Annotated in this window: 7 protein-coding genes and 1 pseudogene; 6 read left to right on the top strand and 2 right to left on the bottom strand. The window is 65.8% G+C overall.

What is annotated here, in order from left to right:
• Window positions 1-325: 325 nt before the first annotated feature.
• Window positions 326-439: pseudogene (locus K228_RS29405) on the bottom strand (nuclear transport factor 2 family protein); the annotation flags it as partial.
• Between the two features lie 319 nt (window positions 440-758).
• Between K228_RS29405 and K228_RS29400 the strand changes: the two are divergent.
• The 6 genes from K228_RS29400 to K228_RS25415 all read left to right on the top strand — a co-directional run bounded on the left by K228_RS29400 (window position 759) and on the right by K228_RS25415 (window position 10,481).
• Entirely contained in the window at window positions 759-2,114 is a 1,356-nt protein-coding gene (locus K228_RS29400; protein ID WP_025617856.1) for an ROK family transcriptional regulator, read from the top strand.
• Window positions 2,115-2,154: 40 nt separating this feature from the next.
• Window positions 2,155-3,270, top strand: a complete 1,116-nt coding sequence (locus K228_RS0107430; RefSeq protein ID WP_223160741.1) for an extracellular solute-binding protein — start codon at window positions 2,155-2,157, stop codon at window positions 3,268-3,270.
• Window positions 3,271-3,297: 27 nt separating this feature from the next.
• Window positions 3,298-4,257: a carbohydrate ABC transporter permease gene (locus K228_RS0107425; protein WP_025617854.1), complete on the top strand. Its 960-nt coding sequence runs from the start codon at window positions 3,298-3,300 to the stop codon at window positions 4,255-4,257.
• A 34-nt stretch (window positions 4,258-4,291) separates the two neighbouring features.
• Window positions 4,292-5,080: a carbohydrate ABC transporter permease gene (locus K228_RS0107420; protein WP_025617853.1), complete on the top strand. Its 789-nt coding sequence runs from the start codon at window positions 4,292-4,294 to the stop codon at window positions 5,078-5,080.
• Window positions 5,081-5,088: 8 nt separating this feature from the next.
• Entirely contained in the window at window positions 5,089-6,651 is a 1,563-nt protein-coding gene (locus K228_RS0107415; RefSeq protein ID WP_025617852.1) for a glycoside hydrolase family 5 protein, read from the top strand.
• A 149-nt stretch (window positions 6,652-6,800) separates the two neighbouring features.
• A complete protein-coding gene (locus K228_RS25415; protein ID WP_029723401.1) occupies window positions 6,801-10,481 on the top strand; it encodes a discoidin domain-containing protein in 3,681 nt (1,226 codons plus the stop codon).
• 90 nt (window positions 10,482-10,571) lie between these two features.
• Here the strand turns inward: K228_RS25415 and K228_RS0107405 are convergent, their stop codons facing one another.
• Entirely contained in the window at window positions 10,572-12,377 is a 1,806-nt protein-coding gene (locus K228_RS0107405; protein WP_025617850.1) for a choline/carnitine O-acyltransferase, read from the bottom strand.
• Window positions 12,378-12,484: the final 107 nt, after the last annotated feature.

Raw genomic sequence — 12,484 nt, 5'->3', positions numbered from 1 at the left:
AAGGCCGAACCCAAAACGCTGCGTTACCGAATCCTCCAGACTCCCGCACGCCTGGTCCGCGCCCGCCGCTACCGCTGGCTGCGCCTGCCCCGCACCTGGCCCTGGGCCACCGACCTAGCTACCGCCATCGAGACCATCCGCCGCATGCCCATGCCCGCCACCTGACCACCCCACCACCGCCCCGACGACCAGGAGGAACCCGAGGAGACCACGCCCCACCGGCGCGACAGCCGGCCCACAGCCATACCCGACGAGCCCAAGACATCCACCAGCTACAATGCCGGCCCCTCAATCATCGACAGGCGTCAGACCCGCGAAGAATCAGGGTATAGGTCGCATTCTCGGTACAGATATTGCGAACTCTTTCGGCCCGACGCGTTGGGTCCGTCTCGTTCCACATAATGATGTAGCGCTGGACAGTGTCGGTAAGGTCGCTCATGACTGCGGCTCCTCTCGTCTCGGCAGCCACGCGGTGTTCCCCGTGGCCCCAAGAGATTCGCACCGCCGGCAGCAGAATGTCCATTATGTGCTAGATGATGTCTCACCTGGATGTCTGGATGCCTGGGGGCCTGGATGTGTGCCCCGTCGCCCGCGATGATCCGCGTTGTCCTCGGATTAGTCGAATCGGGTTTGGCCTTGGATGTGCGGATGTTGCTTCGTATCGATCAGATGATCGATATTTCTCGAAATAATCTTGCTCGGGTCTATTGCTTGGGGTTACTTCAGACCTTAGATTAAGACTCGACTTTAGGGGTGCCATGAAGGGGCGAAACAGCGTAAAGGACATCCGGGTCCGCAACCGGGCTGCGGTGCTCCGACGGGTGGTGTTGGTCGGCGAGACCACCCGAGCCGCGCTGGCCAACGAGTGCGCGTTGTCACCGGCGACGGTGACCAGTGTGGTTGGCGGCCTTATCCGTGAAGGGTTGGTCGAGGAGCATGGATCACTTCCCTCCGACGGGGGAAGGCCGATCGCCCGGCTTCGTCCGGTCGGCGCCGGGGCCCATCTGATCGGCGTTGATGTCGGCGAGCACGGCGTGACCGCCGAACTGTTCGACCTGTCGCTGCGGCGGGTGGACCGGGTCTTCCACCAACTCCCCACTCGTGTCACCAGTCCTGGTCGGGTCGCCGATGCGTTGGGTGCGGCTTTCGACCAGCTCCGCGCGGCCAATCCTGAATCGGATGAAACGCTGGTCGGCATTGGCCTGGGGCTTCCGGGCATCGTCGGCACGGCCGAGGACGGCACGGATATCATCCATGCCCAGAGTCTCGGGTGGGAGCCGACCGCGCTGGCCGAGATGGTTGGCTCCACCGATGTGCCGATCTTCGCCGACAACGGTGCCAAGACCCTGGCCATGGCCGAGACCTGGTTCGGTGCGGCCGCCGGGCAGAGTCACAGCATCGTTGTCCTCGTGGGACGTGGCCTCGGCATCGGAGTCATCGCCGGCGGACGGCTGCTGCGAGGTTCGTCGAGTAGCGCTGGCGAATGGGGCCACATCAAGGTCTCACTCGGTGGCCCGACCTGCCAGTGTGGCGCCCGCGGCTGTCTTGAGGCGTATGTGGGCGGAAGTGCGGTCGTCCGCCGCTGGCGCAGGGCCGGCATCGACGTGACGGGATCAGACGAGGAGGCGTTGGTCGGTCTCATCGACGCCGCAGACAGCGGCAATGCGACAGCTACTCGACTGCTCGACGAGACGCTGGAGATTCTGGGGCTGGGGCTGGCAAATCTGGTCAACCTGTTCAACCCCGATCAGCTGGTGATAGGTGGATGGGCTGGACTGCGCCTAGTGGAGCGTCGGCACGCCCAGCTCGATCAGCACATCGCCGAGTTTGCGCTGAAGCGACCGGCGGAGAACGTGACGATTGTGCTGAGCAAGGTTGGTGACGACGCAGTGGCCCTCGGCGCCGCACTGCTGCCGCTGGAGCAGTTTGTCGACGGGAAGCTGTTGGCGAGGAGCGCGCCGTCGTCGCAGGCGCAGTCCACGGGGGGGCGAGGAAGTGACTACCGCCACCATCACATAAACAGGAGGGAACATGTCCAGGTTGTCGAGAGTTGGGGCTGCGGTCGCGACCATCCTCGTGCTGTCGGCGACGCTGACTGCATGTGGCGGCCGTGACTCAGCCAGCACGGACGCGAGTACCCTCAAGGTTTGGATCATGGGCGACGACGGGTCGAAGTTCGAGCAGTTGGTCGAGGATTTCAGCCGTATTTTCGACATCAGAATCGATGTTGATGCAATTCCCTGGGACAATGTCAACGAAAAGTTGACCACCGCTGTCGCCTCGGGCAACGGACCGGATGTCATGCAGATCGGGCTCTCCCACCTGCCGGCTGTCGTCGATGCCGGTGCGCTCGCTGACCTGGCGCCCCTGACCGATGCCCACCCAAACCTGGCCCCCGGGCGGTTTCTCGACTCGGTAGCACCGGACAGGTTGAATCCGGCCGGCCGGATGCTGTCGGTGCCCTGGATCAGCGATACCCGAGTGCTGTTCTACCGCACGGACATCCTGACTGAGCAGGGCCTGGGTGAGCCGCCGGCCACGTGGGAGCAACTGCGCGCGTACGCCACCAAGCTCGCCGCTCGCGGCAAGGGTGCCTACGGGTACCACATCCCACAGTGGGATGTTCCACTGCCTGTGCAGTTCATCTGGCAGGCTGGTGGTGACGTCACCGACGCATCGGGGAAGATCAACCTGGACACGCCGGAGTTTCGCCGTGCGGTTGACTTTTACCTCAGCTTTTATGCGGACGATCTCGTTCCCATCGCGTCCGACTTCGACCAGACCCAGGGCTTTGTCTCCGGAGCCACCCCGATGCTGATATCCGGCCCGTATCTGGCCACGGCGCTCACGGAGCAGGCGCCGGAACTCGCGGGAAAGTGGGCGGTCGCCCGGCTTCCCGGCGCTGAGGCCAGCACCGCGCTCTATGCCGGATCGACATTGGGCGTCTTCAGTAACTCCACAAAGACCGAAGCTTCGATCCAGCTGCTGAGCTACCTGACTGACCCGGAGACGCAGCTGCGGTGGTACGCGCTCAACGGTGAACTACCGGCCGTGACGGCCGCCCTGAACGATCCGGCCCTCGCGGCGGACCCTTTCGTTCGGGTGTACGTCGAGCAACTGGCCGACGCGAGGCCGCTGCCAGTCTCCTCCGCCTGGGACCCGATCGGGCAGAAGATGCTCTCCGCCCTCAACAGGATCGCGCTGCAGGGCGCCAACCCGGAAGCGACCCTCGCCGAGCTGCATCAGGAGGTCACCGACCTGCAGCAGTAGGACACCCAGAACCCCGACGGGAGAGTGATGACCGAGGTGCCCCCCATCGCCGGCACGGCTACGCGCCGGGCGCCGCAACCGGCGGCCGGGGCGGTTGTTCGGGGTGGCCTCCGTCGCGGTGCGCTTGTCCCATACCTCTTCGTTGGGCCCGCGTTCGTGTTGCTCGTGGTATTCGGTGTGGTGCCGATCCTCGTGGCAGCCTGCGTCAGCGTCACGGACCTGGACCTTCGTGGGCTGGGCGACCCGGCGACGGTGCGGTTCATCGGGCTGGACAACTACCAGCGCTTGTTCGGCGACGCCGAGTTCTGGTCCGCGTTGGGTAACACCGGCATCTTCATTGTCCTCGGTGTACCAGCAATCATCATTGGTTCGTTGGCGGTCGCCATCGCACTCAACACGAGTTCGTCGCGGTTCTTTCGCTTCCTCACCGGCTTCTACTTCCTGCCGGCGGTCACCGCGGTCGTGGCTATCTCGCTGATCTGGGGCTACCTGTTAAACGGGCAGTTTGGATTGATTAACTATCTGCTTGGCGTGGTTGGGGTCGAGCCGGTGCCCTGGTTGAGTGATCCGATAACCGCGAAGTTCTCCGTGGCGCTGGTTGCGGTGTGGCGTGCCTCCGGGCTCAACATCGTCATCTTCCTCGCCGCGCTGCGGTCTATCCTGAGGGAGTACTACGAGGCGGCGTCGCTGGACGGCGCGGGGGAGTGGCGAAAGATCATAAGTGTGACGGTGCCGCTGCTGCGCTTCGCGATCTTCTTCGTCACGGTGACAACCCTGATCGGCTGGATGCAGTTCTTCGACGAGCCATACGTGCTCACCCGAGGGGGTCCGACCGGAGCAACGACCTCAATTTCCCTCTATATCTATCAGCAAGGATTCCAGTTCAACGAGTTTGGCTTCGCCTCGGCGGCGTCACTTGTGCTCTTTGTGATCATCTTTGTCGTCACTGCGATCCAATTGCGCGCTGGGAGGTTCGCGCATGAGTAGGCCGCCCAGCCGCCGCCGAGGCCACCGAGCCCCCGTGGCGATCCTGCTGGCCGTCGGGGCGCTGCTGACCTCGTTTCCCTTCGTCTGGATGCTGACCACCTCGGTCAAGCCGCTGGGTGAATCCCGGCAGTATCCACCCCGGGTGCTGCCGTCGGAGGTGTCCCTCGCGTCATATCAGCGCCTGTTCGAAGACCTCGACTTCGGGCGCTACCTGTTTAACACCATCATCGTCGTACTTATCAGCTTCGCCGGGCTGCTACTGATGGCGATGGCCGGATACGGGTTCGCGAAATTCCGCTTTCCTGGCCGCGGCATGCTGTTCGCGTTGGTGTTGGCCACCATGATGATTCCACTCCAGGTCACCATGATCCCCACCTACCTGCTCCTGAACGAGGCTGGCCTGACCAACACACTGGTGGGCATCGCGTTGCCGGCACTGGTGAGCGCCTTCAGTGTCTTCCTGTTCCGCCAGTTCATGCTGACCATCCCCGACGAACTGCTGGAAGCGGCGCGGCTCGATGGTGCTGGTGAGACCCGAGTGTTCGCCTCGATCGTGCTGCCGTTGTCGCGGCCCATCCTCGCGGTGCAGGCAGTGCTCACCTTCATTGCCGGCTGGAACAGCTTCCTCTGGCCGCTCATTGTCGCCAACGACGAGGAAAAGTACACGCTCGCGGTTGGCCTGTCCCTGTTAAACCAGCAGTTGAGCGTCAACCCGCCGTTGCAGATGGCCGGCGCCTCGCTGATGGTCGTACCCATTGTGATCATCTTTGTGGTCTTCTCGCGGCACATCGTGCGCGGCTTCACCATGTCTGGCATGAAGTGAGGAATGTGATGACTGGATTCCTTCGCGCTGTCAATGGTCGTCTACACGATGGGCAAGGCAAGCCGGTGCTCCTGTGCGGCGTCGGCCTGGGTAACTGGCTGCTACCGGAGGGGTACATGTGGAAGTTCGAGCCCCCTGGCCCGCAGTCCCCCCGCGAGATCGAGGAACTGGTCACCGACCTTGTCGGTGCCGAACGCGCCGCGCGGTTCTGGACTGGGTTCCGGAAGCGTTTCATCACCGACGCCGACCTCGCGCAGATCGCCGCCGAGGGCATGAACCACGTCCGGCTGCCGATCAACTCCCGGGTCGTGCTGGCCGAAGGGGGCGGATTCGACCCGGATGGCATCGCACTAGTCGACTGGCTCATCGACCGCTGCCGGCTGTACGGCCTCTGGGTGGTCCTCGACCTGCACGGCGCCCCGGGTGGGCAGACCGGCACCAACATCGATGACTCGCCGAACGGTCGGCCCGACCTGTTCGTCGAGCGGCACTATCAGGAGCAGACCATCGCGCTGTGGCAGGCGCTCGCCGCCCGCTACCGGGACGAGCCAGTCATCGCCGGCTACGACCTGCTCAACGAGCCACTGCCCAACGACTACCAACATCGGTACGCCGTCGACCTGGTCACGCTCTACCAGGAGTTGACCGACGCCATCCGCGCCGTCGACCCGCACCATTTGATCATCTATGAGGGTACCCACTGGGCCAGCAACTGGGACATCTTCACCGAGGTCTGGGACCCGCGGTCGATGTTGCAGTTCCATCGTTACTGGTCGCCGCCGGACCGCCCGGGGATCCAGCGCTTCCTCGATGTGCGCGACCGACTCAACCTGCCCATCTACATGGGTGAGGGGGGCGAGAACAACCTCGACTGGCTGCAGACCGCCTTCCAGCTCTACGAGGATGAGGGCATCTCGTGGAACTTCTGGCCATGGAAGAAGGTCGACACCTTCACCTCGCCGTGTTCGGTGGTGGCGCCGGCCGGGTGGTCGGAGGTAGCGGCCTACGCCGCTGGCAAGGCCGATCGGCCGGATCCAGATCGCTCCTGGCACATTCTGTGCGAACTGCTCGACAACGTCGCCCCATCCGCCTGCCACTATCGTCGGGAAGTCATCAACGCCCTGCTGCGCCGGCCACCGCTACGGCTGCCGGGCACCGGTTTCTCGTTTCGGGGTGCGGGCCACTCCTACCGAACCAGCTGGGCCACCCCGCTGACCGAGTTCCGCTCCGATGACCAGGTCACCATCGTCCGGTCGCCGCAGGCCCACGGCCGGCCGCTGGACTTCGCGCACACTGATGGTGCCCCCCGCGCTGACGATGACCAGTTGCTCGTACAGCTTTGTCCCGGCGACTGGGTCAGCTACGACGTTCACCTCGCCGCTCCCAGCCGACTACAGATCACCGTACGGGCTACTGGCGGCCTGACCCTGCGGCTCGACGACGAGCCCCTGGCGCCAGCCGAGAGCACCGTCACCACACGTGGTCCGGTGGCAACGGGCCGGCACACCCTCCAGCTCATCGCCACCACCGACGTCATTCTCGACGGGCTGCAGGTCACGCCCGCCTCCTGACGGGTCAACGGAGGCGGCTCCGTTGTCGTGTTCCGGGGCTGACCGCCGCAGCCCGGCCACCCAGGTCGAGCGCACCCTCGGTGAGGTCACCGGAAAGTGCTCGGCGCACCACCGCTGTACGTCGAAAGACTCACCCCCGGGAGCCCCGCATGCGTATCCGTCCCGACGCACGTACCGTCCGCCCACGACGGTTCCCCCTGCTGCTCGTTCTCGCAATCGTGCTGATTGCTCCGGCTGCCGCGGTCGTCCCCGCCGCGCCACCCGCGCAGGCCGGTCTGGGCGCCAGCGACTTCCTCAAGGCCGATGGCCCGGTCCTACACCGTGCCGGTGGCACCGGTGAGGTCATCACCCTGCGCGGCACCAACCTCGGCGGCTGGCTCACGTACGAGGACTGGATGTCACCACTGGGGGAGTTCGCCCTGGACCGAACCGATTGGGCTGCCTCCGCCTCAGTCGGTAGCGCTACCGCCGCCGCGGCACTCGACGGTAGCGGCACGACTCGGTGGACCCCCGGCACCGGCCAGACCAGCGGAGAGTGGTTCCAGGTCGACCTCGGCACACCGACCCTGTTCAACCGGGTCTACCTCGACGCTGCCGGGTTCACCGGCACGGCCCCCATCTCGTACCGCATCCAGGCCTCGAGTGACGCCAGTACCTGGAAGGACGTCGCCAGCGGCCTCGGCGGCGGACAACTGCTGGCTGTCCCGTTCAGCCCCCAGATCGCCCGGTACGTGCGGGTCATCCAGACCAGCGCGGGGGCGGCCCCTTGGTCGGTTGCCGAGTTCAACCTCTTCTCCGACCCGGTGCTGCACAACGGTCCGGCCTCCGCCAGCGCCTTCGCCACCGCCGCGGGGCACAGCCCGGCCATGGCGATCGACGGCGACGTCAACACCAGGTGGACCAGTGGCGCCGCACAGACCCCCGGCCAGACCTTCACGATCGACCTTGGCGGGAGCAAGCCAGTCAACAAGGTGCTCATCGACTCCGGTCCCGCCGCCACTGACGACTCCCCCCGCGGCTATGAGCTGCTCTCCTCCGCCGACGGCGTCAGCTGGAGCAAGGTCGCCAGCGACTACGCCGGCACCCGGATCGTGGTCATTGAACTGTTCACCACCACCTACGCCCGCTACCTGCGCCTAGTGCAGACCGGTAGCTCCGCGAACTGGTGGTCGATCGCCGAGGTCGCGATCACCTCGGAAGGCACCTTCGACCGGACCGGATGGAGCGTCACGGCGTCGTCCACCGAACCGGGCGGGTCAACCGCCAACCTCGTGGACGGCAACCCCGGCACCCGGTGGAGTAGCGGCGCCGGGCAGACCGGTGGGGAGTGGCTCCAGGTCGACCTGGGTGCTACCCAGACCTTCAACCAGATCGTCCTGAGTACCGCGAAGAACTCCGCGGACGAGTACGACCACCCCCGTGGCTATCGGGTCCAGGTTTCCCATGACGCCAGCAACTGGACCACCGTCGCCACCGGAGCCGGTAGCGAGAAGGCCACACCGATCAACTTTCCGGCGGCTCGCGGCCGGTACTTCCGCATAGTCCAGACCGGCAGCTCGGGCAGTTGGTGGTCGGTCGGCGAACTGACCGCGGCACTCCACAACGACGACTACTCGATGAACCTGGCCTACCAGCGGCGGTTTGGCCCGACCACCACGGAGAGCATCATCAACCGACACCAGCAGACCTGGATCACCGAGTCGGACCTGACCAACCTGCAAGCAATGGGGATGAACCTGATCCGGGTGCCGATCGGCTGGACCGAGCTGCTCAACCTCGACGGCACGTGGAAGGCGGACCCCTGGTCGATGATCGACTGGCTGGTTGCCGAGGCAGCCGAGCGCGACATGTACGTCCTGTTCGACCTACACACCGTCCCCGGCGGCGGCTGTCCGTGGGGTAGCTGCGGGCGGGTCGGCCCCAACCCCAACGGATTCTGGACCACCGCGACCTACCAGGACTGGGTCGTCACCATCTGGGAGGCCATCGCCACCCGATACGTGGGGAACTCGGCCGTCGCCGGCTACGACCTGATCAACGAGCCACTGCTCGACTACAACGAGGACGCCGACGACGTCGGCCAGAAGAGCGCCTACTACGACCGGCTCTACGATGCCATTCGTGCCATCGACCCCGACCATCTCATCGTGATGGCGGCCTTCTTCGGCTGGAACTCCATCGCCCCGCCCGCCCAGTACGGCTGGACGAATGTCATGTACGAGGTGCATCCGTACGACTTCCCGGGCGGCAAGGACCACGGCGCACAGGAGTCCCTGGTCAACACCCAGCTGGCGGAGGTAGCGGCGAGGATCAACGACCCAACCTGGGGTGTGCCGGTCCTCTACGGCGAATACTCGCTTTATCACAATGACGATCTCTGGGCCAAGTTCATGGGCGGCCTCAATGCGCTCAATGTGTCCTGGACCAACTGGAACTACAAGGTTCGCGGTGACCACTACAACGGCGGTGGGGGCTACTGGGGCTTCTACAACAGCAACCCGAACCCAGTGCCGATCATCAACAACGACACTCCGGCCACCATCATGGCCAAGACCGACAGGTTCGCCACCCCACATTTCCAGCCCAACACCACCTTCATTGAGGTGGTGAGCCGGTTCACCCGCGGTCAGCCGTGGCTGGCCACCATCCCGTTGGACCAGACCGGCTGGACCGCCACCGCCTCGTCGACCGAGGCCGGGGGCGGGCCGGCGAACGCCCTGGACTGGAATCCGAACACCCGGTGGAGCACCGGTGTCCCACAGGACGGCGGCCAGTGGTTCCAGGTCGACCTCGGCGCCAAACGGGTCTTCGACCAGATCTCCTTCGAGACCCGCGGCGACCAGCGTTGGGACTATCCCCGCGGCTACCAGATCCGGGTCTCCGATGACGCCGTCAACTGGACCACAGTACGCAGCGGGCAGGGCTGGGGCTGGAAACAGGCGCTGCCTTTCGCGCCGCAGTACGCCCGGTACGTGCGGATCGTCCAGACCGGTGTCGGGCCCGACTGGTGGTCCATCGCCGAGTTCCACGTCTACGGTACGCCGGCGCTGCACCGCAGCGGCTGGACCGTCTCGGCATCAGCCGCCGAAGACGGAAGTCCGGCGAGGAACGCTGTCGACCCGAGCCGGACCACCCGGTGGAGCGCGGGGGCGGGACAGGCTGCCGGGCAGTACTTCCAGGTCGATCTGGGCGTGGCGCAACCGTTTCACCGGCTTTTGCTCGACAGCAGTGGCTCACCGGGAGACGGTCCACGTGGGTACGAGGTTCAGGTGTCGCACAATGGCAGCAGCTGGACCACCGTGCGCACCGGCTCCGGAACCGGGTCCACGGTGCTGGCGGAGTTCCCGGCCCAGTACGCCCGCTACGTCCGAGTGGTGCTCACGGCCACCTCCACCAGCTGGTGGTCGATCCATGACCTGCAGGTGTACGGCGAGCGGGAACGTGAGCGAAGCGGCTGGTCAGTCACTGCGTCGACGACCGGGGCGGGAGTTTCGGCCAACCAAGCGGTCGACGGCGATCCCGGCACCCGGTGGACCACCGGCGCGGCTCAGGCTGCCGGAGAGTGGTACCGGGTCGACCTCGGTGCGGGTAGCTGGTTCAACCACATCATGATCGACGCGGGAGCTGACAGCCCGGGCGACCAACCACGCCGGTTCAACGTGGAGATCTCGAACGACGGCTCGAGCTGGACGACCATCGCCACCGGGCTCGGGACGGGGCAGGTGACCACCGTCAACGTCCCCATCACCCAGGCCCGATACCTGCGGCTCCGGCTGACCGGCGGGACGGCAAACTGGTGGTCCATCGCCGAACTGCGGGTTTTCGAGTAGGACACTCTTCTCGGTGCGGCCTGCCGGCGGGAACCGCCGGCAGGCCGCACCGAGACCCTGGCTCAGGTGTGGAAGTAGTCCATTGGTCGGCTACTGCTCGTCGAGGAGGGCGCGCAGCTCACGCAACGCCTCGCGGAGCCGGTCGGCGAACGTGTGCATCATCTCGGCGACTGGGCGTGGGGTGCTGAGGTACAGCTGGAACCGGTCCGGCAGCAGCACGTAGGCGATTCCGATGCAGCGGCTGCTGGTGGCCCCGAATCCGAAGTAGCGGATATTCGGTGACGGCGCCGAGCTGGTGCTCAGGTAGTCGTCGCGCATCGTGCGCCACCCCGGCGTCTCGTAGAGTCGGGGTGACTCCGGCACGCCGAGTTCGGCCCCCCGCCGCTGCTGGATGAGTTGTAGCTCCCAGAGGTGCTGCTCTGGTGCGGCACCGGCCTGGCACTGCTTCGCCCGTTCGACATGCTTGTCGGCCGCGGCACGGAACGCCGCCCGTCGTTCGTCTCCGGCCGCGGCGGGATCGTCCATGACCGCGACAAACCGCAGCACCTCCGGCGTGACGACGCGCATCGCCTCAGTCCGTCCCCGCGAGTACTGGCGGGTGGCGATGGACTCGTACGTGGCACCGGTGAACCCCTTGGCCCGCTTGTGCGCGAGCTGGTAGCCCAGCTGAACGAAGGCGTCTGGTGACATCCGTAGCCGCTTGACCTCGTCCATCCCGAACTCGTCGATGGACAGGGTCGCGGTGGCGGTGTCCGCGCCGAACTGGGCGAAGGATTGTGCTGCGGTGGCGATCTCGGCTTGCAGCCCTTCGTCGAGAACGAAGGTGACCGGCTCGATTGCTGGCACGCCCTGTGCCACCGCTCCTGACCGCGCGGCGTGCTCCTCCGGCGTTCCGGTGAGAATTGCGTCGACGAAGCTGAGGATGGTGGTGCCGTCCAGCTCGCAGTGTTCGACGTTGATACCGGCTGTGCCGTCCGCGAAGACGATGAGCGACACTGCCTTGTCGAACCACCGGCTTCCGCTGTCGCCATGGAGTAGCTGGTCGCAGGCCGCCAGGTCGTCGGCCGGGGTCAGGTCCTCCAGACAGACGCAGAACAGCGCCGTCTCGATGGTCTCCAGCGCCGCGGCGTTGCTGGCGTCGAGCGCGACCAGTCGCTGGCGGGCCGCCGCCCACTCGGTTCGGGCCATGGTGGTGAGATGGCCGGCCGCGGTGGTCATCGCCGCCGGCACGAGGCCGGCTTTCTGCAGCTCCCGCAGGCCCGCAGTCAGGTCATCGAGGGAGTACGGGTGCCCGTCCGGACCGAGTACGTCCATCCGGAAGGCGTTGCCGTGGCAGAACACCACGATGTGCCGTGCGGTTGCGGGGCCTGGCATCTCGTCGCTGTACGGCGCTCGGACGCTGTCCTGCTCCGGCCCCGGGATGCGGGTGGTGGAGAAGAGAAATCTGTTTTGCTCCATCGACAGCGGCTGCCCGCGGGTTACGGCAGGGGGAATGCGTTCCGCATCGAGCTGGATCTTGTAGTTGACGATGGCGGCGATGAGCCGTACCGCGCGCTCCACCTGCGGGTCGGTGAACCCGCGCAGTGGCGTGTCGCGGAACAGGAAGAAGAAGTTGGCGTTCAACGCGATGCGGTCGCGCCGGCCGAGATAGCGGGCCGGCCAGAAGTCGTCCAGCCAGCTGTGGGTGGCGGCGTCCTCGTTGTACCGCACCAAGTCGGCGTGGAGCTTCGGACCCGGACCATCGGCCCGCCTGAACTCCCGCACCGCGGCCTCGGTGTCGGCGAACTCCTGCTCCGTCAGCAGCGGCTTGGACCACTCGAGGAACCGTGCGCAGGTCTCCTCCAGCCTGGGTAGTGGTACCGAGGGCAGCTTGTCCTCGTTGTCGAACGTACTCACTCGGCCTCCTGGAATGTGCTGCTCGTCGGGCCGCTTCTGGGCCAGTGGTCGCGGTCAAAGGGTATGTCGCCGGAAGCCTTCCGGGCGGGTCAAAACGCACTGGGTAG

This window comes from Salinispora cortesiana (assembly GCF_000484695.1).
Lineage (GTDB): Bacteria > Actinomycetota > Actinomycetes > Mycobacteriales > Micromonosporaceae > Micromonospora > Micromonospora cortesiana.
The sequence above is the reverse complement of the archived record's forward strand: the minus strand, read 5'-3'. Positions and strand labels throughout refer to the sequence as shown.

Bases quoted from the DNA above. Each gene is read 5' to 3' on its own strand.
- K228_RS29400 (WP_025617856.1), top strand. From the start codon at position 759: ATGAAGGGGCGAAACAGCGTAAAGGACATCCGGGTCCGCAACCGGGCT.
- K228_RS0107430 (WP_223160741.1), top strand. From the start codon at position 2,155: ATGGGCGACGACGGGTCGAAGTTCGAGCAGTTGGTCGAGGATTTCAGC.
- K228_RS0107425 (WP_025617854.1), top strand. From the start codon at position 3,298: ATGACCGAGGTGCCCCCCATCGCCGGCACGGCTACGCGCCGGGCGCCG.
- K228_RS0107415 (WP_025617852.1), top strand. From the start codon at position 5,089: ATGACTGGATTCCTTCGCGCTGTCAATGGTCGTCTACACGATGGGCAA.
- K228_RS25415 (WP_029723401.1), top strand. From the start codon at position 6,801: ATGCGTATCCGTCCCGACGCACGTACCGTCCGCCCACGACGGTTCCCC.